We start from the raw sequence: 26,670 nt of genomic DNA, 5'->3' as shown, positions 1-26,670 counted from the left end.
CATGGCAAAAGATTTTAACAACAGAGTAGTATGGATAACAGGTGCATCAAGTGGAATAGGGGAGGCATTGGCTGTAGCCATCTCAGGAATGAATGCCAGACTGATCTTGTCTGCCAGAAGGGAACAGGAGCTAGAGAGGGTTAAAGCAAATTGTGCTCAAAATGCAGATATTAGAATTTTACCGATGGATTTGGCTGATGCAGATTCGCTGGAATCTAAAGCCAGAGAGGCAGAAGGGATTTTTGGCAAAATAGACATTCTGATAAACAATGGAGGGATAAGCCAAAGAGACAAAGTGATCAATACTTCTATGGAAGTAGATCGGCGGATCATGGAAGTCAACTATTTTGGATCGATAGCTTTGTCGAAATATGTATTGCCCGAAATGGTAAAAAGAAAGAGTGGTCAGCATGTGGTCATCAGCAGTGCGGTCGGGATTGTGAGCACTCCGCTCAGAGCGGGTTATTCGGCTTCCAAACATGCCTTGCACGGCTGGTACGATGCACTCAGATCTGAACATCATGATGATAATATCAAAGTTACTTTGATTTGTCCGGGGTATGTGAATACCAATATTTCTTATAATGCATTGATGGGGGATGGAAGTGAGCAAAACCTTTTGGACAAGGCACAGCAAAACGGCCTGACTCCAACGTATTTTTCAAAAAAAGCAATAAAGGCAATTCTTGAGGAAAAACAGGAAGTATATATTGGTGGTTTTTTAGAAAACCTTGGGATTTATGTAAAGAGATTTTTCCCGGGCCTATTTTCTATTATGGTAAGAAAAATTAAATCTACCTGATTCAAATGTATCCGGATACTTTATAAGCGGCCATTCCAATCCATTCTTTCAGAAGAATTGTCCAGGTTTTAATAGCACCAACATTTGGTACTATGAGGTCAATTGGAGAGTACTCCATTTCTCCCGAGTGTAAATCAGTACTGAATACGTCAAACTTTACATTTTCTTTTTTAAAACAGGCCTGCGCACGTTTCATGTGAAATGCTGAAGTAATCAAAAGGACATTTCCTTTGATGTTTTCTTCTTTTATGATTTTCCCCGAATTCAGTGCATTCTCATGAGTGTTTCGTGATTCATTTTCCAGAATTATGTCTCGTTTTTTTACTCCAGCCATCAGGGCAAAATGGTTTAAATCATTGCTTTCACTTTCTTCAGGATACAACAATGATCCTGATCCACCGGAAATAAGAATTTTCTTTATTTTCCCTTCTTTGTACAATTGAACAGCATGGATGATGCGGTCAGCACCTTTTTGAAAATGAACCCTGTCTCTTGGTTTGAGTCGGGTATTAGTAACTCCGCAAAGTACCACTCCAATGGGATATGGTTTTATGATACTATTTATACTTATAGAGGGAACTTCCCACCATTTCATAAGCGTGTGCGCCAGAAATGGGTTCGAAAATACAAATAATAGAATTATTGCTGTTAACTGTAGTTGCTTACGTTTCTTTTTATAAAAAAAAGAAAGAACAAATGCCATAGAAATCAGACTGACGGGCATTATCAGTGTGGTCACTAGTTTAGAGAGGATAAAAAACATTTAGTAAGGGATTGTTGATTTATTTTCCAAATCCGGTTACGAATTTTCTCATCACATCAAAATATAAGGTAAATATCAGCACAATAGACATTAACCAAATTACTACAATATTAAAGCATAGTGTGTCAAAGTAGGTACCTGCAAAATGCTTTTTAGGAGCATAAAAATGTGCTCTAAAATCCAGAAAGCCATTTGGTATAGGCTCCATGTAAACAGGATAAATTTTCCGAACCAACTCATCACCTGTGTTTAAAATACGATCTTCGGCAATTGAGTTTTTAAGATAGAAAATTACATTTTCGTTTTCATTGTCATTTTTCAACTTGATGTATGCTTCTTGTCCTTCAGGAGTTGCCATCATGGAGGCAATCAATGCATCCTTTTCTTTTCCGGCATCTTTAGATTGATCATTGTATATTTTCTTGAAAATATTCATGAATCTTCGGGTATTCTCGAAAACGCTTTGGCTAAACTTGTCAATATACAAGCTATCCATTGTAGTAAATTTACTATCCGGTAAATTAAATAAGTTCATCTCTTTTCTCAATTCGTTACGAATAAGGCTTAGCTTATTCTTGATCTTAAGTTGATTTTGTTCATCTTTATCACGATAGTTGGAGTTTACAAAATCCAATTGAGAATCCAATGTAGAGAAGTAGTAGGCTACTTTATATTCTGTGTTTGCAAGCACCTGATCGTATTCGAAAAAATTCTTTTCGTATTCATTGTTTTTGAATTGACTGACGAGTAATGCTTCATAGCCCCACCTTGATGCCATCATTTCTCCGATCACAGGTACTTTGGAATTATTACTCAGCCAGGGATGCAATTTGTCAAAACTTACAACTACTCCGCTTAAGATCAGTTGTGGTATGATGAGTAGCGGTATCAATATGTATATGGTTACAGCTGAATTGAAAGCAGAAGAAATATTAAGTCCCAGGATATTGGCAAAGCATGAAACTGAGAACATGACCAGCCAGAAAGAAAGTGTCATTCCCTGTATTCCTAAAATAGCATCTCCGATGAGTACAAACAGTAGTGTCTGTACTGCAGACATGGAAAATAAAATAACCATTTTTGACATAAGATAACTCAGTCTGCTTAGGTTGAGAAAGGATTCTCTCTTAAGAATCCTCCTGTCCTTGATGATTTCTTCGGCGCTGATGGTGAGTCCCATAAACAGTGATACAATAATGGCCATGAAGAAGAATGCCGGAATGTTAGGGTTTTCTCGAAAGATATATTCATCCTGACCAGTGGCAGTGTACCTGATGATAAAGGCTAGGAGTAGAGCCAATACCGGAGCTTCCAGAAAGTTAATCACCAAATATTGTTTGTTGCTTATTTTGGTGGCAACATCTCTTTTTATAAAAATGAGAAGTTGCTTGATTTTACCGGGAATACTTAAGGTCTTTTTCGGCTCAGTAGCGGTTTCATTGATTTTTTCTACTTTATTGTGCTCGTTAAAGTATTCATTCCAGTCCTGAGGTAAAATCTTGCGAGTATCGGTAAGATGTCCATACTCATCTACCACTTTGGTTTCAATAATATTGAAAATCTGTTCGGGATTTACGTTACCACACTCTATACAGGAACCCTGCTCTTTGTCGATCATATCGACAATTCTTTTGAAGTACGTAACTGCTTCGACAGGATTTCCATAATATATCTGGTAGCCTCCTACGTCCAGAATCACAAGTTTGTCGAACATCTTGAAAATGTCCGAGGATGGTTGATGTATTACTACAAACACCATCTTTCCTTTAAGGGAGAGCTCTTTTAAGAGATCCATTATGTTTTCTGAATCTCTCGATGACAGCCCTGACGTAGGTTCGTCAACAAACAGGACGGATGGTTCCCTTAATAGCTCCAGTCCGATGTTAAGTCGTTTTCTTTGGCCACCACTTATTGTTTTCTCAAGAGGTGAACCTACTTTCAAATTGCTGGTTTCAGTTAGTCCCAAAGCGGCTAGTGTTTTCTTTACCAGTTCTGTTAATTCACTTTCACTGGCTTCACTGAAGCATAGTTTGGCGGCATAATAAAGGTTTTCAAATACCGTCAACTCATCGATCATGAGATCGTCCTGAGGCACATATCCGATTACGCCTTCAATTTTATTGCTGTCTTTGTGAATATCAATTCCATTGATTCGAACGGAACCTTCTGAAGGTTTTTCATTCCCGTTCAATACGTTTAGCAGTGTGGATTTACCAGCACCACTACCTCCCATAAGTCCGATTAATTTCCCAGTCTCTTCTGCAATGTTGATATGCCTGAGGCCAAGTTTTCCATTTGGAAATTCGAATGAAATGTCTTCTGCTACAAAAGATATTTTACTGTCAGAATGCTCTTCACGATAGGTACTTACCACATCACTATAATATATCGGACTTATGTTGTTGCCACGTATAGTGCTGCCTGCTGAAAAAACCATAATTTGGTTTTTCCTGAGTGCTATTCCATTTAAGAATAAACTTGTATTTCCTATATATTTTAAAAAGTAAATTTCCAGTTTAGGAAGCCTGAAAAATGCCAAATGACCATCAAGATGCTCTTTGAAAATGTATTTTGAAGCAAGAGTATCATCATTGGGTTTAGCATCAATTATTAAAATATTTTCTGAACTGAGCTTTTCTTTTTCACCATTTACAACAAAAGCTTTGATGTGATCAATTACCCTGCTGGAAAACTTAAAAGACTCTCCAATGTGATATACTAATTCCTTTTCACGATCAGATACTTGCCCGTCGGCAATTACGAGTTCTATTAGGTTCAATACAACAACGATTTTTTGTTGTACCGTTAATTCCTGATTTATTCTGGAGGTAAGCTGAGATATTTCTTCTTTACTATCAAAATCTCCGGTAAGTACTTTTTTTTCGATGGAGGCAGCAAATTTGTCAAATTGAGACATGTATTTTTTTGTCTCTTCTTTGTTTAGGTTTTGAAGGAGGAAATTTTCTACAGATAGCCTTTCATCTTCGGTAACGTCATCTTCTATGGCCACTATTGCCAGTAACTCTATGATAGCTCTTAATAATTGTTCACTCATGTTAGATTATTAGAATACAGGTTAGTTCTAAATAATATAAATATAATTCAATTCTGCTGAGATTAGCAAATTCTAAGTTTAATTGATCTGTTGAGGTTTTTAGCCAAAGATGTAATTTCAGGATTAGAAGTGACAGATATTTATCAATACTGACTTTTGGACAAATAAAAAGAGCATTGGAGTACTCCAATGCTCTTTTTATTTGTGATGATTACAATATTATTTTATCATATCAGCCCTGATCCTTTTTACCTCAGATATAACATCTACAAGCATTTCTTTTTTCAAAACAAATTTGGAATCGTTACCTGATATTTTCTCGCTTATGGCTGCTACATCATCATCATATAGTATTCTCAAGATGCTAAATTCAGCTATTATATTCGCAATAATTTCATCTTGTTCTATGTCTTTCAGTAGAGCGATGATGTCAATCAAAGATTTTTCCTGTTCTATGATAACTCGCATCAAAGGCTCAAGAATTAGGTTGCGGCTTTCTTCAGTCAATAAGTCTTCAGGATAAGTATCAATAACCATTACTGACAAATACAAACCTTCAATGTAGCTGCCTGATAATATCATGGCAACCATGTTCAGCTTGTCACTGTCTTCCAGTTTATCTTCGGCCATAGTGATGGCAATATTGATAAGGTTGGAAAGGGAGTCTTTATTACCAAGATTTTTTTCAAACCGTTCCATCATATCAAGGTCAAACGCTGAAGAAATCCCAACCTTGTCAGCAAGTTTTTGGCAAACTTCCATATATTTCAGTGCTTCTTGTGTTTTGTCGTTGCTGGTTAAATATCCAATGTCCGTAGCATAACCACCCAGATTTAGAGCCGACTTATCCATAGAATTTTGATATTTACCGGCATTTTCTAATGAATTAGGCAATGCGGGATTGAAATCTGCACCTGTGGCCTGTAGCATGTAAGGAACCTCAGATGGAGGTGGTAACTCATGCACTACTTTGTCGATTTCATCAATGACTTTTGTTTCAGCTTTATCGAATGCGGCAGCTTTTTCACTAGCAGCATTTTTCTTTCCTGAATCACCGCATGAATACAAGAATAGAGCTGTTACAGCTAATGAAAAATAGGTTTTAGTTTGTTTTAGGTTGATTATCATACGTATGTTGATTTATGAAAATTCTTAAATTCAATTTTAATTCTTTTTCACTTCAATTGAAAGATTACAAATATATTTTAATTAATCTACTAATTATTAAAAAGAGATTTTAAATAAGGCTGTTATTTGTTTCCTGATTTTGCTCGTTTGGTTCTTTTTAGAAATGCTGATTTGCGTTACTTATGATTAAAAGCTTCATTTGTAACTATTGGCTCTAACTAAATTTATGACTTTGTTAAATTTTTTAAGTACAATTCGGAGTATTTTGGTTGTATTTTGTTTTTCTGCTTTACAAAATAATGCCTTATCTCAGCAATTAGATTCTACATTTTATACTAATGGTCGGGTCAGGTCAACAGGAATACAGGAAATGGAGAAGAAGCAGGGAGAGTGGTTGTATTTTTATCCCAATGGTTCAAGAAATTCTATTGAAACATATAAAGATAATGTACTGAATGGCAAAGTCATCAATTTCAATCCGGAAGGCAAATTGATGTCTGTAGAAAACTGGAAAGATGGAATTCCTTCCGATTCGGCTTTTTATTATCATGAAAATGGGAGATTAAAAAGAAAGGGAATCTACAGAGAAGGGTTGTATGAAGGAGAGTGGATTGTTTATTATGAAAATGGAAAACAGGAAAGAAGGGGAAATTATAAATCCGGGCTACCGGATGGAGAATGGCGGCATTATAATGAAGAAGGAACGCTCATCGAAAAAGGACAATATTTGAATGGCAATAAGCACGGTTTTTTCCAATTCTTTGACGACAAAGGTAGGGTACTATACGAAGGGAATTATGAAAATGGTAGAGAAATAGGACAGTGGTATTTTATTAATAAAAAAGGAAAGAAAAAGAAGTATAAAACATATTAGTGAAAGCGGAATCTCATTAACGTAAATCTCACAGGCTTTTAAATGATTGCTTTAATTTTGATTAAATTTGTTGTTAAACTTTTCATGTTTTTTTCTTTTATTGAATTTTTAATGACATATTGATGGCTATTTCTAAATTACAGATATGTCAGTAATAAGAGAAATAAACGGAAAGAAACCTGTGTTTGGAGAAAACTGCTGGTATTCTGAAACATCAGTGATAGTTGGTGATGTAGAAATGGGTAATAATTGCACTATTTGGTACAATGCCATCGTACGGGGGGATGTGAACTTTATAAAAATAGGTGAAAATACCAATATTCAGGATGGAGCGGTAATTCATTGTACATACCTAAAAGCCGGTACTACAATAGGTTCAAATGTGTCCATTGGACACAACGCCATTGTGCATGGTTGCACTATCGAAGACAATGTGCTGATAGGCATGGGAGCAATAGTAATGGATCATGCTGTAGTAAAAAGTGGTTCAATAATAGGAGCCGGTGCTATTGTTTTACAGAATCAAGTGATCGAACCAAATTCTATTTATGTTGGTAATCCGGCAAAAAAAGTAAAAGAAATAGGGGAGAATGGAGTAGGATTGATTGAAAGAACAGCCAATAATTACATTAAATATGCGGGTTGGTTTAAGGAATAATAGTAGGAGCACTCAAACAAAATAACATGATAGAAAAGCCAGAAGAAGGTGAATACAATGAATTTTATCAGACCTATATTGATAAAGTTCGAACCAAAGACATTATTGAATTTTTGAAGACACAACGAAAAAGTATTGTTAGGTTTTTGAATGCTATTCCTGAAGAAAGATACAGTTATAAATATGGCGAAGGCAAGTGGTCTGTGAAACAGGTGCTCCGTCACATGATAGATACCGAAATAGTTTTTGGTTACAGGGTGCATTCTATTGCTAAGAATAAAGCAGCAGAGCTTCCGGGAATGGATCAGAATGATTATATGACTAATTCCAATGACTCCCAAAATACTTTTGAAATGTTGGTAGAAGAGTTTAACAATGTAAGGAAGGCCAATATTTCTATGATAGAAAACCTTGACCCGGCTTTGTCTAAAAATATGGGAAAAGCCAGTGGATTTCCTATCTCTGTTCGAGCTCAGATGTATATCCTTGCCGGGCATATAGAACATCATAAGTTGGTTTTGAAGGAAAAATATTTATAAGAATGTTCGATTTTGACCCAAAGAAAGATTACCAAAAAACAACCAAATCCAGTTCATTGATTCGTTTTCAGGATTGTGATCCACTCAGGCATTTGAATAATGCCAAATACTTCGATTATTATTTTAATGCCAGAGAAGATCAGGTCCCTAAACTTTATGGAGTCAAACAATCTTTGATATTTAAGGAGTTCAGTGCCGTATGGGTGGTTTATAACCATCAAATCGCCTATATACGCCCTGCCCCGATGGGAGAGTGGGTGAAGATATTTTCCCGCATTATCTGGCACAATCAAAATTCGATGTTGGTTGAATACTTCATGACCAATGAAGAAGAAAATGAATTGAAAAATGTGCTTTGGTCAACTATGCGCTACGTCGATTACGATGGACATCCTGTTGATCATCCGGAGCAAATCACTCAATACCTTGATGCCATTAGCTTTTCTGATTTTGACATCAAACAAACCAATTTCCAGGATCGGATCAAGCAGATTAAACTGGAGATTGCTACTAAAAAATAAGGATGCCAGATTTCCGGGAATCTTACTCGTTGTAGTAATTGACTTTTCAGATTTTAAGGATATCTTAAGAAACTATTGAGGACAACTTAATGTGCAAAATTTAATATTTGTAGTATGAGGATACTGATAGTAGAAGATGAGCCGGGAATTTCCAACTTTCTTAAACAAGGTCTTGAGGAAGAATCTTTTGCTGTAGATGTTGCTGAAGAAGGTAATATAGGCTTAAGGCTTGCCTTATCCGGTGAATATGATATTCTACTGTTGGATTGGATGATACCGGGTGTTAGTGGTATCGAAATTTGCCGACAATTCAGGAAGGCCTTTCAAGATACACCTGTTATATTTCTCACAGCAAAGGACACTGTTGATGAAACTATATTTGGCTTGCAATCCGGTGCGAACGACTACATCAAAAAACCTTTTCACTTTGAAGAATTACTCGAAAGAATCAGAGTTCAACTCAGGCCAAAATCAGGGGAACACAATGAATTTACTCTTGGTAATATAAAAATGGATTTGAATACTCATCAGGTTTTCAGGGATAATGAGGAAATTTATCTGACTCAAAAGGAATTTGCTTTGCTTGAATACTTGATGGTAAATAAAGGGAAAGTATGCCGGAGAACAAGGATAATTGAAAGCGTATGGGACATACATTTTGATTATAATACCAGTGTGATTGATGTTTACATCAATGCATTACGCAAAAAACTTATGTTGAGAAACGAAGAGTTGATCAAAACCATTCGTGGTGTCGGATACATGGCCAAAGATGAATGAACATAGATTTTCGAAATAGAATTGCCGCATATTACCTGATCGCCACATCCATCATTATTGCTGTGGTCTTTTGTACTGTATTTTTTATTGTAAAAAAAACTGTATATCAAAACCTTGATCAGGACCTTTCCTTTGAAGCCAATAAACATACTGCTGAAGTTGAAATCCACGGTGATAGTATAAGTTTTATCAATAAGGCAGAATGGGAAGAAAGAGAGCATAAAGAAATACAAGTGAATCCTGTGTTTTTACAAATAATGAACCACAGGGGAGTACTGATGGATAAATCTCCCAACTTAAAAGAACAAAAGTTATATTTTAATACAGCAAATAAGATAGGAGTTCATTTCGATACATTGCTGCACAATAAAGCTATAAGACAAGTTCAGATTCCAATTTTAGAAAGAGAAGTAATAAAAGGCTATATATTGGCTGCCATGTCATTGGAATCTTCCAAAATGGTAATAGTCAGATTGAAAAATGTTTTACTGGCATCATATCCTATGATACTCGTAGGCTTGTTTTTCATATCACGTTACCTGGCTGGCAGGAGTATTGCACCTATAAAAAGCATTACTGAAACGACCAATAGAATAACGAAAAACAATCTTGATGAACGGGTAGTACTCCCAAAGAATCGGGATGAATTATATACTTTATCATCTTCTATCAATGAATTGATGAACCGTATTCAAAATGCCATTCAGAGAGAACGTCAATTTACCTCTGATGCTTCCCATGAACTGAGAACCCCATTGGCTTCCATTCGGGGTACGCTTGAGGTATTGATAAGAAAGCCAAGAAGCAAAGAGGACTATGAAACAAAAATAACGGATACGCTTTTGGAAATAGATAAGATCACTACTACAGTTGAACAGCTTTTGCATATGGCTCGTCTTGATACCAGTTTGTCCAATACTGACCTTGACACTTTATCAATTACAGCACTATTAGAAGATGTACTCCTAAGGTTTGAAAAGCAAATAGAGGCGAAACAGATTAAAATCGAGTTTTCGGATAACTTGCATACTGAATCACTGATTCCACAGCAATATTCTTATCTGATTCTTGAGAATGTCATTGGTAATGCCATAAAGTATTCAGATGAAGATTCTACCCTTTTTATTACGATTGGACAAAATGAGCAAGGTTCGGTTTGCATCGTAGAAGATGAAGGCATAGGAATAAAGGAAGAAGACATTGAGCAAATATTTAATCCGTTTTTTCGATCAGATGCCTTGGGGCACAAGCAAATATCAGGTAATGGTCTGGGCTTATCCATTACTCAGAGGGCAGCAAATGCTATTGGGGCATCAGTGTCTATTGAAAGTAAACTGGACAAAGGGACGAAAGTAACTATCAATTTTAAGCAAATCTTAAGAAAACCTTCATATTAGCCTTAGGAGCACAGACATACTTTTGAGTCAACGTAATAGATGCACTCAGGTATGTTGGAAAAAGTTATTCAATACAGTATAAACCATAAATTAATTATATTCCTATTTGTGTTGGGAATTGTAGGTTTTGGCACTTATTCCTTGGTCAATATTCCTATAGGGGCCGTTCCTGATATTACCAACAATCAGGTGCAGGTTATTACCACCTCCCGAAACCTGGCTACTGAAGATGTGGAGAAATTTCTAACCTATCCGGTGGAATTGGAAATGGCCAACCTGCCAGGAGTAAAAGAAATTCGGTCTGTATCAAAATTTGGTTTGTCGGTAGTTACCATTGTTTTCGACGATGATATGGGTACTTATTTACCCAGACAATTGATAGCGGAAAAGATTAAGTCTGCTGAAGAACGAATTCCTGTGGGTTTTGGACAACCATTTATGGGGCCGGTAACCACGGGACTGGGAGAAATCTACCAATATGTTATTGAGGTAGATTCAAAACACAAAGGCTTATACTCGACAAGTGACTTGCGTACCATTCAGGATTGGATTATCAAACGCCGTTTATCCGGCATACCTGGTGTGGTAGAAGTAAATACCTGGGGAGGTTTTCTCAAACAATACGAAGTGGCTATTGACCCGGTACAACTGAGATCTATGAACCTTTCTTTGTCCCAAGTTTTTAATGTCCTTGAAAAAAACAACAGTATTGCCGGAGGTGGTTACATTGAAAAGGCCAATGAGACTTATTTCATCAGGGGTGAAGGTCTAGTCAGTACGCTGAAAGACATTGAAGATATAGTAGTAGAAAACCGGAATGGTATTCCCGTTTTTATTAAGGATGTGGCCAAAGTAGGTTTCGGGCATGCGACACGTTTTGGAGCTATTACAGGAAATGGTGAAGGAGAAAAAGTATTGGGACAGGTAATGATGCTCAAAGGAGCAAGTTCCAAAGCCGTGATTGAAGCCGTGAAATTGCGGGTTGAAGAAATTGCACCCACACTTCCTCCTGGTATCAGTATCAATCCTTTTCTTGAAAGGAGTGAGTTGATAGCCAAAACTACCTTTACGATTGCTGAAAATCTGTTACTGGGTTGTCTGATCGTTATTTTTGTAGTGGTATTGCTTTTGGGCAACATTCGTTCAGGGTTGGTAGTTGCTTCGGTTATTCCCCTTTGTCTACTTTTTGCATTGTCCCTGATGTATGTGTTTGGAGTAGATGCAAACCTAATGAGTCTTGGAGCCATTGATTTCGGTATTATCATAGATGGTGCTGTTATTATAGTGGAATTTATTGCCTTCAAAATCACTAGTGACAGGGAAAAAATACTATCACTGCCAAGTGCTCAGAAGCAAGAGTTTATCAACCAAATTACCTTTAAAGGTGCTACCAAAATGATGCGTTCGGCAGTATTTGGACAGTTGATTATCATTATCGTATTCATTCCCATTCTGTCTCTTGCTAATGTGGAAGGCAAAATGTTTAAGCCGATGGCTTTGGTTTTTAGTTTTGCTCTGATTGGAGCCATGCTGCTATGTTTTACCTATGTTCCCATGATGGCTTCTCTTTTCATCAAGCCCACCGATCCTAGAAAAAAAACTGTTTCATCCCGACTGATGAGTTGGTTGGAAATAAAATACCGACCTACCATTAGTTGGGCTCTTAGAAAAAAGAAAATAGTACTGACTTTAGCTGTCTTACTGTTGGTTGCTGCTGTCGGTCTATTCTCCCAAATGGGAGGAGAATTTGTACCTACACTTGACGAGGGTGATTTTGTAATCCAACCAGTATTGAAGACAGGTACTTCGCTTAGCAAAACGGTTGAGCTTACTACCAAAATGGAAAATATTCTCAAGAAATTCCCCGAAGTAGATCAGGTGGTAACAAGGATTGGAGCTGCTGAAGTACCGACAGATCCTATGTCTATGGAAGAAAGTGATGTTATCATAAAACTAACACCAAAGAATCAATGGGTTACAGCCAGCAGTAAGGATGAATTAGCAGATGCATTTAAGACTGCTCTTTCGGAAATTCCCGGAGTAGAGTACGAGTTTACCCAACCTATAGAAATGCGTTTCAATGAATTGATAACCGGAGTGAGAGCTGATTTAGCGATTAAGATTTTTGGAGAAGATTTAGATATCTTAAGTAAAAAGGCTGTTGAAATACAAAAGGCTATACAAAATGTGGATGGTGCTGCAGACATTACAGTAGAGAAAACCGTCGGACTTCCTCAGATGTCTGTGACATACAACCGTCAAAAAATAGCTAAATATGGATTGAATATTGAAGACCTCAATAAGATAATTACCATGGGTTTTGCAGGGATGCCCGCAGGGACAGTTTTTGAAGGTGAAAAACAGTTTGATCTGGTGGTAAGGTTTGATAAAGTCCATAGAAAAGATATAAACAATATAGAAGCCACATCCGTATTGCTTTCGGATGGAAACCATCTGCCATTTGGAGAGTTTGCCAGTATTTCATACACCAAAGGTCCAGCAAAAATATCACGTGACAATACCAAGAGGAGAATCGTGGTAGGAGTCAATGTCCGCAACAGGGATTTGGAATCGGTAGTCGGGGATGTTCAGCAAATTATTGACAATGAAATCAAACTGCCATTTGGTTATACTATTTCCTATGGAGGCCAGTTTGAAAACTTACGTGCTGCCAGAGCCAGACTGATGATTGCAGTTCCAATAGCACTGGCTCTTATTTTCATAATGCTCTATTTTGCATTTGACTCAGTAAAGGATGCCTTGTTGATATACAGTGCTATTCCATTGGCTTCTGTAGGTGGAGTCCTTCTTCTTTATTTTCGAGGTATGCCATTTAGTATTTCCGCAGGAGTGGGTTTTATCGCCTTGTTTGGTATTGCGGTGTTAAATGGCATTGTTTTGATCGAAGAATTCAAAGAACTTAAGGCACATGGAATTCGCAGTGTTCATAAGCGTATATTGATGGGTACCCACAATCGGTTACGTCCGGTATTGCTTACAGCTGCTGCAGCAGCACTTGGATTTTTGCCTATGGCCATTTCTACTTCGGCAGGAGCAGAGGTGCAAAGGCCGTTGGCTACTGTTGTAGTTGGAGGGCTTATTTCAGCTACTGCATTGACTCTAATTGTACTGCCCGTATTGTATGCTCTTTTTGACAATAAAGTTCATATGCCAAAAATCAAACCTCATCCAACAGTCCTCCTTATATTGGTTATCATGTTGATGCCATTTGTGGGAAAAACACAAACAAGTAACATAACAGTAGATCAGGCCATTCAAATTGCGATAGACAACAACAAGGGTTTAGAAGCATCAGCTCAACGGGTCAACTATGACAATCAAATGATAGGCACTGCTATTGATATTGATAAAACGCAGGTTTATTACAGTTACGACCAAAACAATATAGCTCCCAACAATGTGCCTTTAAAAGTGTGGGGAGTGAACCAATCCTTCAGGTTCCCAACAGTATATGGAGCAAGAAGAAAAGTGATGCAAAACAAGGCCAGCTTGTCTGGTTTTCAATATCTGCTTGACAAAAGAACAGTAGCCAAAGAAGTGTCAAAAGCATACTATGAGGTGGTTTATTGGCAACAAGTGGTTCGTAATTATACCCGACTGGACAGTCTTTATACTCAATTTGCAATTGGTGCCAGCATCAGGTACAAAGGGGGAGAAACCAACTATCTCGAAAAGTTGACGGCTGAAACAAAGCAAAAAGGAATTTCCATTCAGCTGGAGCAGAGCAAGGAGAGTGTTGAAAAGGCATACATTATGCTTCGCCAATGGTTGCAATCCGATTCGGTATTCACTATTGCTGACAATGGGTTGATGCCATTGGAACTTTTGCCCCTTGATTCCACAAATCATCCTGGCATCAATTACTATAAGGGAGCACAAAATCTTTCGAGGCAATCGGTATTGTTAGAAAAAAAGCAATTGCTTCCTGACCTGCATTTTTCACTATTTCAAGGAACAAATAATGGCCTCAATGCACAAAATTATTTAGGATTTCAGGCAGGGATATCCGTGCCACTTTGGTTTGGAGATCAAAAGTCAAAAATAGCAGCTTCCAAAACTCAGTCGCTCATCATGTCAAATGAGGCTGCAAATTACCAATCCAGATTAAAGTCTCATTATGAGTCCTTAATGTCGGATATGCAGCAATATGAGCAAGGTCTTGACTATTACAATGATACAGGAAAAAAACTTGCCCAAGAATTGGTTTTTCATGCCCAAAAAGCTTTTGCAAATGGGGACATAGATTTTTTGCAATATGTTCAGTTGCTTGAAAATGCTGCAAATATAGAAATAGACTACTTGTCTGCACTTATTAAATACAATAAGACTGTTTTAGAGGCCAACTATTTAATTGATTAATGATGATGAAAATATTTAATAGAATAAAAATAAGACAATCAGGCTTATTTCTTTTGACCGTCTTTATTGGCTTGGCTTCATGTGGTGTGAAGAACAATCCAGAGGCATTGGCGGAAGCAGATGGGGGAGAAAGTTCCTACATTATCAGTCCTTCGCAGTTTAGCTCATTTCAAATGCAAATTGGCAAAATGGAGTTACGTGATTTTTATAGACCAGTAATTGCTAACGGTATGTTTGATGTGCCACCAGAGAACAAAGCTTCTGTCAGTACTTATTTTGGTGGGTATGTTAAACAATTGAGCCTTTTGCCTGGAGAGGAAATAAAGAAAGGTCAGGTGATGTTTGTTATAGAAAATCCGGAATTCGTTCAGTTCCAACAAGACTATTTGGAAGCTCAGGGGCTTCTAAGCTATCTGAAATCAGATTATGAAAGACAGAAGAATCTTGCACAAAACAATGTGACCTCACAAAAAAACTTTCTAAAAGCCGAGGCGGATTACAAAACAACCCTTGCCCGTTATGAGTCTTTGAAAAGAAAACTGGGCTTGATGGGTATCAATACGGCCAACCTAAGTGCTACCAATATGCAAACTCAGGTATCGGTAAAAGCACCCATATCGGGTTATGTTACTGCTGTGAACGTGAATAGGGGCATGTATGTAAATCCTTCGGACATTGCCATTACAATAATCAATACAGACCACCTGCATCTTGAGTTGAGCCTTTTTGAAAAGGACTTTGCCGATGTTGCAGTTGGGCAGCCTATTTCTTTTAAAATACAGAGTGATCCCAATAAGGAATATCAGGCCAGTGTCCATTTGATCAATAAATCCATAGATTCACAAAACAGGACGGCTTCAATTCATGGGCATTTATCGCAGCATGAAAATGACTCAAAACTGTTTATACCGGGAATGTATGTTGAGGCTGAAATACACACGTCTGTTGGGTCAAGTCTGTCACTACCAGAAGCGGCTGTAGTAGAAATAGGTGGAAAACATTTTGTATTGACTAAGACTGGTAATTCTGAAAAGAACATGGTGTTTGAGAAGAAGCAAGTTCAGGTTGGAAAATTGGTAAAAGGGCACATAGAAATCCTCAACCATGAAGATTTTAGCAGCAATACTGAATTTTTGACCAGTGGTGCTTTTTTTATTATGACCGGGTAGATATTACTATTACTAAAAATCAATTTTGGTGAGCTTTATAGTAAAAAAAGAATAGAATTTGGTTTTGAAATTCAGAATCTGAAATGATGATTGTTGTTTTTTGTGCTTTTGCTTAGGTTTTGTTTTTTTTAAATGGAGATATAGTGGTGTCAAAAGGTATTTATATCTCTTTTAAAAGGTCTATATCGACAACCTTTCAGACTCAGACAGCATTAGTTATTTGGTGTTTGTACAATTTCTGTCAATTTTTCTGGTATAAGCGAAAAGAAAACTTCAATAGGTAAAATCTGTGAACTTAGTCAAGTATTGTTTTTTGGTAATGGGTTTAAGCTTTTTTTCTTATGAAAGCCAGTCCCAGCAAATTACAGTTTCCGGGATGGTGATAGACGGAGAGAGTTTGGAAGACTTGTCAGGTGTACATGTGTTTTTGGAAAGCCATATTGGTACTGTTACAGATATAGATGGTAAATTTCATTTTAAACTCAATTTTCTGGATACCCTGCATTTTTCTCGTGTGGGTTATGATTCACTGTCCATAGTGATCACTGAAGTGGATAAATTTCAAAACCTTTTTATTTCTATGAAAAAGGGAGTAACAATACTGGATGATGTAGAGGTAACAGGAATTTATCAATCCAATACCATTTTGAAAAAAGCAAAACAAAAACCTTTTCTGGTACCTGGTATAGTGTATCCGGTTAATCCAAAAGGAAAGAATTATAATTTGGGGCTGGCTGCTTTAGCCAGTCCAATGACTGCACTTTACCGCATGTTTAGCAAGAGCTATAAAGAGGAAAAAAAAAGTCATGAACTTCAAAAGAAGTGGAAAGTGGAAGATGCTGAATTTGCCAGAGCGAGCAAAAAATTATCGATTGTATTTTCTTTAACGGATACTTATCTGGATGAATATTTCTATCGGGATTTTATTCAGTTCGGTGGACTGACCACCAGATTTGTAGCGGAAAGTACTGAATATGAATTGTTGAAAGTGCTACCAAAAGCAATCGAGCAATATTACAAGCATTTGAAAGAGGAGGAGGAAGAGTGATCTTTAAACTTGCTGTTGTGTCTGCGAGGAAACTGGTTGAGCTTGAATATGTGGACAGCATTTCCCATGTTGTGGTAGGCAATACGTTAAAAAAATGAGCACAAGCCTTGGAAAGTAAAAAGCTGGGTCATTCCACCCCGGCAAAACAGTGCTTTTGTAGTTTGTATGGAAGATGTCCTGGATGTTTACAAACGGCCTATTACCAGAATAATCCTGTTGTGTGTATGGGCGAGTCCCCTAAACAGCCTATTCCATCAGCCAAAACACCAATTCCCATGCAAAAAGGAAAAGAAGAGCGGGTTGACTATAAGTACATCCGACATGGAATGGTAAATATTTTCATGGACAATGAACTGCTAAAAACAAAAAGCTCGTAGAAGTCACCTCTTTTAAAAAAGAATTGTCTAAATCGAACTGATACGTAAAACCTGCCTGACAGCAAGGCAGGAATAAAAAAGCCTGCAAATCGTAAGATTTGCAGGCTTTTGTCCCGATGTATCGGGATTGTTGTCGGGATGACAGGATTCGAACCACCCCACGCAAATCTTTATGTATCAGTAAGTTACAAGAACGAATTTCAGCGGGTTCACCGTTCAGTTCTCAATTTATTCGAACTGGTTTGAGTGCATTTGGTGAACTCCGAAACCTTTGTAAATATACAAAAAAGCCCGCTTTTAGGGTTCAAATCGTGGCAAAAAGTGCTAAATTTTATTGGTAACTGGCGATAGATTTTAGTGCCGTTTGACTGCCTTCATCTGGCAAGGTCAATCGGTGATGTAGCGCTCTACAATGGACGGTGCAAGGCCAGTGAATTCGCAAAATTCGTTTACGCTCACGAACTGGTGTGACTCTTTAGCAAGCTCCTCCCTAATCCTGTTAAGGAGCTTCCTGCCGTATCGTTCACTCTTGCCAGTGATCCGCTGCACGTCTTTTGGATAAATACAGGCTCGTTTGGTTTCGATCATACTTTATCTATACTTCATGTATGCTTTTGGTGTACTGTAAATATACGGAATGCCATTGGCAGTTCATTTTGAACCATTCGGAATAAACGGTATTCAATGTTCCTAACCGGAACCTGTTTTTTGTCTGCCCTTCGTAATTATCGGATTTTCGAAGAGTTGCAACGAAGCAACAAATCAAAATTCAAATGATATGGCAAGACAAGCTGGGATTATCAAGTTGAAGGGCAAGGTCGGTGACATGTCCTTTTACAAAACGAAAGATGGCTACCTGGCCCGGGAAAAGGGCGGGGTGGACAAAGACCGGATCCAGAATGATCCGGCTTTTCAGCGTACCCGTGAAAACGGTGCTGAGTTTGGCCGTGCCGGTGCAGCCGGACGGACTTTGAGAACGGCCTTTAGGCCGCTACTTCTGCGTACCTCTGACAGTCGGTTGACCTCCAGACTGACCAAAGAAATGGTGAAGGTGATCAAAGCGGATGCAACCAGTGCCCGTGGAGAACGGAACGTTCTCGATGGTGAGCTGGAGCTTTTGCAGGGCTTTGAATTCAATGCAAATGGCCGTCTGGGAGCTACAATATATGCGCCATTTGACGCAAGTATTGACAGAGCTACTGGTGAAGCTGTAGTCAATGTGCCGGGCTTTGTTCCCCAAAATACCATTGCTGCGCCTCAAGGTGCTACGCACCTGAAATTTGTATCTGCTGCGGTGGAGATTGATTTTGAGGCCGATGACTTCACCCTGGTTGCTTCTGAAAGTGGAGAGATTGAAATCGGGCCACAGGCGGAAGCTGCGGTGAACCTGTCCAATGGTTTGCCTGCAAACAGTACCAAGGCACTAATGCTGGTTTTTGGTGTGGAGTTCTATCAGGAAGTGAACGGTAGCTTCTACCCACTAAAAAACGGCTCCTACAACGCCCTGGCGTTGGTGGCTATTGATGGTGCTCCTGCAGTTCAGCAAACCTAATTTTGGTTCGGATGGAATTGATTCTCACAAGAAGCTATTATCCGGAGGGAACCAACGGAAAGCTCTGTGATGGTGAGCAGCTGGTCTGCTCCACCATCGAGCTTCCCTGGAGGGAAAACCAGCGGATGGTATCGAGCATCCCGGAAGGGAGGTATGAGCTTGTAAAGCGATACACCGATAAACGGGGCTGGCATTTGCTGGTGAAAAATGTACCCAATAGAAGCGGCATCCTTTTTCACCCTGCCAATGACGCCCTGAAGGAACTGAAGGGCTGTATAGCCCCGGTTTCAAAGGTCATCGGTCCAGGTAAAGGGACGGATTCCAAAACTGCCGATTCCAGGCTGAAAACACTTGTGTTTGAGGCCATGGAAAGAGGCGAAAATGTATTTCTCAATATTCAAAAAGCAAAAAGCGTATGACGATCATAGAAAGGGCGAAAGCCCCAACACCCAAGTTTTTCAAAGTGCTCCGAAACGTGGGTTTGGCACTAGCGGCAGCTGGTGGCGCTCTGTTGGCAGCACCAATCAGTTTACCGGCCGGAATAGTTGCCCTGGGCGGCTATCTCACCGTAGGTGGGACGGTACTGACTGCAGTCAGTCAGGTGACTGTAGAGGATGGTGCAAAAGCGGACAGGAAAGATGGCTAACCTGGTAAGTGGAGGAGGCACGAAGGCAGGAACTGCCGGAGGCACGTTGCTGAGTGTCCTGGTGAATATCAGCTCCGGGGATATCCTCCACACCTGTGTATTAGCTGCTGTTGGAGCGGTAGTGAGCTTTACCGTGTCCATTCTGCTAAAGGTGCTATTCCAACGGTTCAAAAGAAAACATCCACCTCCGAAGGGGATGTGATTCCCGCAAGTCGGGAAAGTTTGTGTTCCTCTCAATTAAAAGGCCTCCTCGTGGGGTCTTTTTTCATTCCAGGAGGATCCGGAACATAATTGCTCTTTTTACCTGCTTCACAAGCTCCACCTGCTTTTGGAGAATCTTGGCTTTCTTCTCAAAGTCCTGAAGGAGTGCCAATGACTTTAGGTACTTCCCACGGTCTTTCAAGGCCTTTTCCTGCCCTGCCAGCAATACCGCTCTGGCATCACCTATCCTGATGAATGGGACAACAGAACCGGTCAAGTGTGGCGTGAACGCCTGTGCCTGCCAAAGACCGTAAGAGAGCCAGAAATAAAAGTTCCGTGCCTCTTCCGATTCTGTGGTGATGGCGAAGCAATTGGGACAAGGGGTATCGAGCGGCTTTCCCGCATTCAGCCCTTTGGACAAAATGAAGAAATGTGGCCGGGCACTGGAGAAGCCTGCATTGTAGGTTTTGATCTGAAAAGTGTGCATAGTATGAGCATTTAAAGTTTTGCTCGCTGCGCTTCGCACACATTTCAAAAGAGAAAAGAAAAAAGGGAAAAAAAGAAAAGAGAAAGCCTTTGGTCAGGTGGGCATGGACAGGGCAGTCAAGGTTTTTTGGAAAAATACTTCCGCCAATTGGCGGAGGAGATTTTTTCAAAAACCCGAAGGGCTTGACCTTGACGGTCCTGATTAGGGTTGGCCTAGTGCGGCCCGCCTAACTTAGCTGCACTCTTTGTTTTTGTTCTTCTTTGTCCGACACCAGAGAAAAAAAGAGCCCCCCTAAAAGGGAAGCTCTGAAAGGCACAACTCGAACCATAGAAAGCGAAGCGTATAATCTGTGATACCACAATGCTGAACGCCTGCATGGAACGGACGACCTGAGGTGCGAACGCCCGCCAGCAACCACCGGCTGCCGCAACGGACTCTAAATAATAACTTAAACATAATGCCCTTCATCACAGGAACGGTGTGATTGCGGCAAGGGCTGTGAAAAAAAAATACTACCTGAAGGGTGGAGATTTTTTTTGAAACAGGCGAAGCGGACCCTTGCAAGCTCTCACATCCGCATGCCTGTAACTTTGCTTTATGTTTTGGTTATTTTGAACCCGCTCTAATTGATGTTATTTACAATATCTCTTTCATTCAAGTAGTTGTTCAATTCATCAAACCTTAAATCCTTTAATTCATTATTCTCCCTGAGCTGGTCTATCATTATTCTTAACGAACGCCTTTGTCTATCCTTCCCTACTATTTCATTAAACCACTCAATACCATTGAGATTAGGGTCGGGTGACCTTTTATTGGTGAATTTGACGATGCTTTCGAGTCCTGACTCTGGAATAATATCCCATGAAATACAAAGCATATTAATTGCGGTAAGTAGCTCCCGATTGAAGGGATGTATTAATGCTTTGTCCTTGGATCCGGAAGAATTACTGTTGCCTGGAGAGTGATTCCCCTGCTCATGTATTAAAGGATTAAAAAGAGGAAGTGGGTCGTGTTTGATAATATCTAGAAATTCGTTGGCACAATGAGTACCGACAAAAAAGTATTTCGATTGAGTGTCATAATCACCCCTGGGTCTATACGAAAAGATGTAGTATTTGTCATCCAATGCCCCACAACAGCCTTGTTTGTGTTGACCATTAAGAAGTTTTAAGTAGTTAACGGGTTGAATATAAAATTTTCGGTTGAGTTCTTCCTTTCTTTTTCTGGTTCTACAATTCATAAATTATCAATATTGTTAGCTGTGGAAATTGAATTTAGTGCGGGAACGCAGGAAAACCAAAACGGCTGGACGGAGGCTGTGGAGCGCAGCGTAATGGACGAACGGCCAAGCCAGCCGAAGAGAGGAACGAACGGAGGCTTGCGAGCCGTCTGCGAGTGGAGCAAGGGGGCTAGACCGGAAAGCAGTGAGGTACGAACTGCGGGGGCTTGCTATGTGTGAAGTGGAATGCAGGGCTTTTGTAATTTGATCCTCCACAAAAGCCCGGAATGGAACGGAACTACACAAGGGCTGGCGTGATTTTTTGCCTTTTGAGCGTTGGCCGGGTATAAGCGATTACCTGTGTGTTGGGAACCGGGGTTGGTGCAAAAAGCATGACAGTCCCGCAGCCCGCAGCGACCCGCAGGCGAGCAAAAACACTGGCAGCCGGTGGATTTTTTGCGGCTGAACGAAGTGCAGTGAGCACTGCCAAGCTGAAGCAGACCGCTTTCAATTAAACAATTCCTGCAAAGCCTGGCAAGCGCAACGAAACGAAGAGAAGCGGCAAAAAAGACAGAGTAGGCTGCCGTGAGGATGACAACCGAGTTGCAAGCAGCATGACAGGCTCGGAGCTTTAGCGGAGACCTGTAAGGCAACACAGCTTATTTTTTGACCTTAGAAAATAGACCCTTTCAAAAAATGGGCTGTGGTGGCCTGGCATGATGCTATGCCGAGGGCGGAAGACGAACACCGCTTTTCCTGCGTGGGGTCAGGGTTGGGAAAAGCAAGTGTGGCACGGTATGGAATGGAGCGAAGTGGAATGGAATAACGGGCTACTCTTGCTGTGCGGTGCTGGAAGCTTGTGAGTGCAGCGCAGCGGAATGAGCAGGCTGGAGGCACAGGGGTGTGGGGAGAGACTATCTTCGGTAAGGGATTGACCTTAATTCGCTTCTCTTTGAAGGAGATCATGATGTATGTTAGACATCACTCAGTAATTCCGCTTTACACTTTCTTAAAAAGTACTTGAATTGAAGTAAATCAGATTGGCTTCTGACATCATTATTGAAAGTAGAAGGCTTACCATAAATCAAGGATTCAAAAGTGATTAATACTTTGTTCGTGCTAAGGCCATCGTAAAGGTTTATAAGCCCATCAAATATTTGGTCTCCCATCATGATGAAAACTCCTCGGATATTCAGGCTTATGCCGTGTTCAAAACTCATTATTTCTGATTCTAATAATTCCTCAGAAATTAGACCTCTATCTAACAGCTGTTTTACAAATTTCTTTCTAGCCTGATAGGCATTAAATTTTTCTTGATCAAAGGTATACTCGTTAATCTGGACTGTAACTTTTTCCAAATCGAGAAATTTGCACAAAGTCATTCTGTGCTGGCCGGTGGTAGTAAAATAAAGAGAGCCAAACTTTGAAACTGTTCTGGATTCGTTGTAATCACTTTGGGCGTGCTCGATCAACTCTTCATGAGTCATGTTTGAATGACGAATATCCTTAAACCTTTTCAAATTGTTCAATAAGTCAATCCAGGTAATATCACTCTCATCGTTATAAGCATAGGCGTATTGAATACCTTTTATATCTAGCGGACTAATGATTCCTCTGTAAGTCTTTGTTGAATTCCGAGAATAGAACCTATAGTTCTCAATTTCATTTATTCTGAGAACCTTTTCAGTATGCCACTTTTTAGGACGAATTGGGCATCTTTTTTTCAGCCAATCAAGATTGCTCTGCTTACTCTCCACCATAGATTTCATCAAATGTTGAATAGTTCTTAAAGCCTTTCCCTCTGTTGATCCTGCCTTGCTTTGTATTGTCGATGCGATGCTGGAGGAACAAACATAGAGCCTCAAACTGGGCTTCTGGGACTTGGTAGGCACTGGCTTTAAATTCCTTTTTGATGATGCCCCAAATGGCAGCATAGTTCATTTTGGATTTACCAACATCGCCTTCCTTGTATTCGTTATATCGATCTATCAGATGCTTCACATAGTTTTTCAATTCCGCTTTTTTACCTATGGCACCATCAGCGAATTCCATCTTTGGTTTGCTTCTGGATTTATAAACAATGGTCTGTGCACTGATCGAATTGGCCACTGTAGAGTTGGACACATTGCCTTTGATGTTGATGGTATTTGATGACTTTACACTGGATTTGCCTTTAGCTTTAATCATAAGATAGTTCTTGATTTGTTTGACCTCCTCCTCACTAATATCACCTTTTGTAATCTTGGAATGGCAAATCGGGCAAAGCATCAAAAGGTTGTCAGGGGAATTGTTTTCGGGAATTTCGTCAATATGATGAATTTCAAAATGATCTACATTCTGATCATCACAGATTGGGCACTGGGAGTTAATCTCTTGCTGTAAAAGAGATTTCGTTTTTTGGGGTATGGATTTTCGAGCTTTGGCCATGGTCTAACTTTGCTTCAGTAGTTGGTACAATTGCTGGTTGATGAAAATATTCTCTTTCCCGATAGGTTCGAGTTTTAGGATTCCAATGGATTCCAAAGTCTTTAAGTACCTGGAAGCGGCTTTTCTTTCTACGCCCAGCCCATTAGAGATATATTCTATTTTGGTATAGGGGTGAACAAACAATTGTTCGATCAAGTCTTTCGAGTAGATTTTAGGGGCTTCATTTTTTACCTTATCCTGAATCTCATTGAAGATGCTGTTGATCCCATGGATCTGGGAAATGGCCTTTGTCGCAGTATCCTCAATGGCCTTAAGCATAAACAATATCCAACCTTCCCAATTGTCTTTAGTCCTCACCTCTTGTAGCAATTTGTAGTAAGCTCCTTTGTGGCCTATAATGTAGGCACTGAGGTACAGCATGGGTATTTCCAACAGATTGTGAAGGATGAGGTAAAGCACGTTAATAATCCTGCCCGTCCGGCCATTTCCATCATAGAATGGATGGATGCTCTCAAACTGGTAGTGTTGTATGGCCATCCTGATCAGGGGAGACATTCTATCGGGTTCATCATTGATAAAGTCTTCCAGATTTTTCATCAGTCTGACTATTGTTTCTTTATCGTCCGGTGGTGTATAGATGGTTTTACCCGTCAGATCGTTTTTTAGGGAAGTACCAGGTAGTTGTCTAATTCCGGCCTCATTCTCTTCCAATATGGATTGAATCCGGACAATACCATTGGTGTTTAGGAAGCCTTTCTTTTTAATCTCCTCAAAACCATAGAGCAGGGCTTCCCTGTACCGTAGGACTTCCTTGGTCGAAGGATCAATTGTCATCGACTTGGCTGCCAGAGCCTGATAGAGCTTGTCATGCGTGGTAATGATGTTCTCCACCTCTGAGCTAGCCTGTGCTTCTTTGAGTACAATGGCATTGATCAAAATACCCTGGTTGGGCAAGGTCCTTGCCAATCCCTTCAGCTCTGCAAGGGCAACAGCAGCTTTACTTTCCTGTTTGAGGATTTGGATAGTCTCTACTTTTTCCACCGGAGGAGGTAGAAGAGGCAAATCATTGAGTGGTTTCGATGGATCGATATTCTTCATTCCTATTAATTACGTGAGACAAAAATACAAAAATTGGGACATGAAACAAGTTATATGTACCGTGATGGGACATGAGACAAAAACATTAAAAACGGGACATGAAAATCTGCACATGTACCACTAAGGGACACGTCATATCCTTTTGTCCTTGGCCTCCTTCTCAAAAGCTATTACATTCATCATCTCCCTCATCCTTGATCTAACCCTATTCCCATAACAGTTCTCTATCTCACTGGCGGAAAGGTTGGTCGTGGCATGCGTGAGCATGTGGCGGCTGATGAACATATCATAGCGGCTCAAAAGAATCTCGGCCATTACATTGGTTTCGTTTCCATAATACTTGATGTTGGATTCCACGCCCAAGTCATCAAAACAATAGGCTTTAGGGATCAGCTCTCCGCTTGTTTGCTGGAAGGCTGCTTTGGAGTATTTGTTGATAACAGGATAGCCGTCCTGGATGAATTCCAGGGTGATATCACGAGCGGATTTGATGATGTATTGCTCTTTGGGAGCCAACATAAACCGTAGAAGGGTCATCAGGGAAGTTTTGCCACAACCGACAGGGCCGGTCAGCAAAATGCCTTTGTGTAAGTCAATGCCGTGCTTTTCAGCATTGGGTTTGTCCTGATAGAAGTAGACCAAAAGTTTGAATATAATCAAGTGGTCTTCCTTCCATATCCTGAATTTTGGACTAGTGTAGGCTTTGCCTGCTTTCTCCAGGAATTCAAGGCATTTGTCGAATTGGATGACGTTGCTTCGAACACTCTCTGAGTGAGACTTAGAGCGGCTCGCCATAGTCCTTGCCGGTTCCTGAGTGGAGGTTTCCGGGTTTAGGACCTGGCTGATGGTTTCGCTGATCTTTTGCATAGGTATTGAATTTTTGTGCGTTCAGCATCCAGTTGCGGGCGGCTGCTTTCCAGTCTTTCATCTTGGAGCGGCCACCTACCAGCCAGCCATTGCTCTGGAAGTAGTTGTAAAACTTCTCAGCCTCCACGGGCGGATAGCCTTTTTCATCAAAGTAGATTTTGACATGATCTTCCAAAGGAGGGATGTCTGGACCATAGCCTGAGACTTCTTTTTTCTTTTGCCGCAACTTTTCTTTTTTCTTCATTTCCAAATCATTTGAACCAGTCTCCATTTTTTTTGCTCGTTCACCCAAGTTTGTTTCGTTTTCACTGTTTAAAGGGTTTGTATTGTTTGTAAAAGGTCTCACAGCTATTTCACTTCCATTATCAGCACCTGTATCACTACCCTTATCAAAACTGTACAGGTAAATGAGGCTGCCCCGATGCGGATTGTATGACGGTTCGTAGCGGACATATCCGTATTGGTCCAACTGCTTCAGGCACTTGGTGTAGGTGTTCACCGAACCGATCTTGGATAGCCTCATCAGCTCGTCCCTGGATACAGAAATCGGGTTCTTGAAAAAGTTGAGGTTCCACCGCCTGAACAAGGCCATGTACAAACTGATATGGTAGGGCGTGAGCCTAGTATCTGCATCCATCTGCTGGAACACTGCGGAAAGGTGCTTGATGTAGTTCATGCCCGG

26 protein-coding genes are annotated in these 26,670 nt (G+C 39.9%); 16 read left to right on the top strand and 10 right to left on the bottom strand.

Features of this window, described 5'->3' with window-relative positions:
* The first annotated feature begins 1 nt into the window (after nt 1).
* A complete protein-coding gene (locus AAOP42_RS22340; RefSeq protein ID WP_349530810.1) occupies nt 2-802 on the top strand; it encodes an SDR family oxidoreductase in 801 nt (266 codons plus the stop codon).
* A gap of 1 nt (nt 803) precedes the next feature.
* Here the strand turns inward: AAOP42_RS22340 and AAOP42_RS22335 are convergent, their stop codons facing one another.
* The 3 genes from AAOP42_RS22335 to AAOP42_RS22325 form a co-directional block, all read right to left on the bottom strand.
* Nucleotides 804-1,541, bottom strand: a complete 738-nt coding sequence (locus AAOP42_RS22335; RefSeq protein WP_349530809.1) for a YdcF family protein — start codon at nt 1,539-1,541, stop codon at nt 804-806.
* A gap of 43 nt (nt 1,542-1,584) precedes the next feature.
* Nucleotides 1,585-4,620: an ATP-binding cassette domain-containing protein gene (locus AAOP42_RS22330; RefSeq protein ID WP_349530808.1), complete on the bottom strand. Its 3,036-nt coding sequence runs from the start codon at nt 4,618-4,620 to the stop codon at nt 1,585-1,587.
* A gap of 219 nt (nt 4,621-4,839) precedes the next feature.
* Entirely contained in the window at nt 4,840-5,748 is a 909-nt protein-coding gene (locus AAOP42_RS22325; protein ID WP_349530807.1) for a hypothetical protein, read from the bottom strand.
* A gap of 370 nt (nt 5,749-6,118) precedes the next feature.
* Here AAOP42_RS22325 and AAOP42_RS22320 point away from each other — a divergent pair, with 370 nt between their 5' ends.
* The 14 genes from AAOP42_RS22320 to AAOP42_RS22255 all read left to right on the top strand — a co-directional run bounded on the left by AAOP42_RS22320 (nt 6,119) and on the right by AAOP42_RS22255 (nt 19,891).
* A complete protein-coding gene (locus tag AAOP42_RS22320) occupies nt 6,119-6,622 on the top strand; it encodes a toxin-antitoxin system YwqK family antitoxin (RefSeq protein WP_349530806.1) in 504 nt (167 codons plus the stop codon).
* A 145-nt stretch (nt 6,623-6,767) separates the two neighbouring features.
* Nucleotides 6,768-7,280: a gamma carbonic anhydrase family protein gene (locus AAOP42_RS22315; RefSeq protein WP_349530805.1), complete on the top strand. Its 513-nt coding sequence runs from the start codon at nt 6,768-6,770 to the stop codon at nt 7,278-7,280.
* Nucleotides 7,281-7,306: 26 nt separating this feature from the next.
* Entirely contained in the window at nt 7,307-7,819 is a 513-nt protein-coding gene (locus AAOP42_RS22310; protein WP_349530804.1) for a DinB family protein, read from the top strand.
* A 2-nt stretch (nt 7,820-7,821) separates the two neighbouring features.
* On the top strand, nt 7,822-8,340 hold the full coding sequence (locus tag AAOP42_RS22305) for an acyl-CoA thioesterase (RefSeq protein ID WP_349530803.1): 519 nt from the start codon (nt 7,822-7,824) through the stop codon (nt 8,338-8,340).
* Nucleotides 8,341-8,454: 114 nt separating this feature from the next.
* A complete protein-coding gene (locus AAOP42_RS22300) occupies nt 8,455-9,120 on the top strand; it encodes a response regulator transcription factor (RefSeq protein WP_349530802.1) in 666 nt (221 codons plus the stop codon).
* Nucleotides 9,117-10,517, top strand: coding sequence for a sensor histidine kinase (locus AAOP42_RS22295; RefSeq protein ID WP_349530801.1), 1,401 nt, complete (start codon nt 9,117-9,119; stop codon nt 10,515-10,517). The genes AAOP42_RS22300 and AAOP42_RS22295 overlap by 4 nt, the downstream gene beginning before the upstream one ends.
* 51 nt (nt 10,518-10,568) lie before the next feature.
* Nucleotides 10,569-14,897, top strand: coding sequence for a CusA/CzcA family heavy metal efflux RND transporter (locus AAOP42_RS22290; RefSeq protein ID WP_349530800.1), 4,329 nt, complete (start codon nt 10,569-10,571; stop codon nt 14,895-14,897).
* 2 nt (nt 14,898-14,899) lie between these two features.
* Nucleotides 14,900-16,066, top strand: a complete 1,167-nt coding sequence (locus AAOP42_RS22285; protein ID WP_349530799.1) for an efflux RND transporter periplasmic adaptor subunit — start codon at nt 14,900-14,902, stop codon at nt 16,064-16,066.
* A gap of 289 nt (nt 16,067-16,355) precedes the next feature.
* Nucleotides 16,356-17,114 carry a carboxypeptidase-like regulatory domain-containing protein gene (locus AAOP42_RS22280; protein WP_349530798.1) on the top strand — a complete coding sequence of 253 codons (759 nt, stop codon included), beginning with the start codon at nt 16,356-16,358 and terminating at the stop codon, nt 17,112-17,114.
* A gap of 224 nt (nt 17,115-17,338) precedes the next feature.
* On the top strand, nt 17,339-17,491 hold the full coding sequence (locus AAOP42_RS22275; RefSeq protein WP_349530797.1) for a hypothetical protein: 153 nt from the start codon (nt 17,339-17,341) through the stop codon (nt 17,489-17,491).
* Nucleotides 17,492-18,461: 970 nt separating this feature from the next.
* Nucleotides 18,462-19,043: a hypothetical protein gene (locus AAOP42_RS22270; RefSeq protein ID WP_349530796.1), complete on the top strand. Its 582-nt coding sequence runs from the start codon at nt 18,462-18,464 to the stop codon at nt 19,041-19,043.
* Between the two features lie 11 nt (nt 19,044-19,054).
* Nucleotides 19,055-19,462, top strand: a complete 408-nt coding sequence (locus AAOP42_RS22265; protein WP_106566052.1) for a DUF5675 family protein — start codon at nt 19,055-19,057, stop codon at nt 19,460-19,462.
* Between the two features lie 44 nt (nt 19,463-19,506).
* Nucleotides 19,507-19,689: a hypothetical protein gene (locus AAOP42_RS22260; protein ID WP_349530795.1), complete on the top strand. Its 183-nt coding sequence runs from the start codon at nt 19,507-19,509 to the stop codon at nt 19,687-19,689.
* Nucleotides 19,682-19,891 carry a hypothetical protein gene (locus tag AAOP42_RS22255; protein ID WP_084121501.1) on the top strand — a complete coding sequence of 70 codons (210 nt, stop codon included), beginning with the start codon at nt 19,682-19,684 and terminating at the stop codon, nt 19,889-19,891. Before AAOP42_RS22260 ends, AAOP42_RS22255 begins: the two co-directional genes overlap by 8 nt.
* A 63-nt stretch (nt 19,892-19,954) precedes the next feature.
* On the opposite strand, the gene AAOP42_RS22250 is transcribed toward AAOP42_RS22255, so the two are convergent.
* Nucleotides 19,955-20,377, bottom strand: a complete 423-nt coding sequence (locus tag AAOP42_RS22250) for a DUF6943 family protein (protein WP_349530794.1) — start codon at nt 20,375-20,377, stop codon at nt 19,955-19,957.
* A gap of 622 nt (nt 20,378-20,999) precedes the next feature.
* Nucleotides 21,000-21,617: a UCP028583 family protein gene (locus tag AAOP42_RS22245; RefSeq protein WP_349530793.1), complete on the bottom strand. Its 618-nt coding sequence runs from the start codon at nt 21,615-21,617 to the stop codon at nt 21,000-21,002.
* Between the two features lie 682 nt (nt 21,618-22,299).
* Here AAOP42_RS22245 and AAOP42_RS22240 point away from each other — a divergent pair.
* Nucleotides 22,300-22,422, top strand: coding sequence for a hypothetical protein (locus AAOP42_RS22240; protein ID WP_349530792.1), 123 nt, complete (start codon nt 22,300-22,302; stop codon nt 22,420-22,422).
* A gap of 148 nt (nt 22,423-22,570) precedes the next feature.
* On the opposite strand, the gene AAOP42_RS22235 is transcribed toward AAOP42_RS22240, so the two are convergent.
* The 5 genes from AAOP42_RS22235 to AAOP42_RS22215 all read right to left on the bottom strand — a co-directional run bounded on the left by AAOP42_RS22235 (nt 22,571) and on the right by AAOP42_RS22215 (nt 26,664).
* Nucleotides 22,571-23,356 carry a hypothetical protein gene (locus AAOP42_RS22235; RefSeq protein ID WP_130276927.1) on the bottom strand — a complete coding sequence of 262 codons (786 nt, stop codon included), beginning with the start codon at nt 23,354-23,356 and terminating at the stop codon, nt 22,571-22,573.
* Nucleotides 23,343-24,023: an HNH endonuclease signature motif containing protein gene (locus tag AAOP42_RS22230; RefSeq protein ID WP_349530791.1), complete on the bottom strand. Its 681-nt coding sequence runs from the start codon at nt 24,021-24,023 to the stop codon at nt 23,343-23,345. Before AAOP42_RS22230 ends, AAOP42_RS22235 begins: the two co-directional genes overlap by 14 nt.
* 3 nt (nt 24,024-24,026) lie before the next feature.
* A complete protein-coding gene (locus AAOP42_RS22225) occupies nt 24,027-25,121 on the bottom strand; it encodes a Fic family protein (RefSeq protein ID WP_349530790.1) in 1,095 nt (364 codons plus the stop codon).
* Between the two features lie 132 nt (nt 25,122-25,253).
* On the bottom strand, nt 25,254-25,658 hold the full coding sequence (locus tag AAOP42_RS22220) for a P-loop NTPase family protein (protein WP_349530789.1): 405 nt from the start codon (nt 25,656-25,658) through the stop codon (nt 25,254-25,256).
* A gap of 241 nt (nt 25,659-25,899) precedes the next feature.
* Entirely contained in the window at nt 25,900-26,664 is a 765-nt protein-coding gene (locus AAOP42_RS22215; protein ID WP_349530788.1) for a hypothetical protein, read from the bottom strand.
* Nucleotides 26,665-26,670: the final 6 nt, after the last annotated feature.

The sequence above is a fragment of the Reichenbachiella sp. MALMAid0571 genome (genome assembly GCF_040151475.1).
In the GTDB taxonomy this organism is placed as follows: domain Bacteria; phylum Bacteroidota; class Bacteroidia; order Cytophagales; family Cyclobacteriaceae; genus CAXBNB01.
This window is presented reverse-complemented; position numbering and strand designations above follow the sequence as displayed.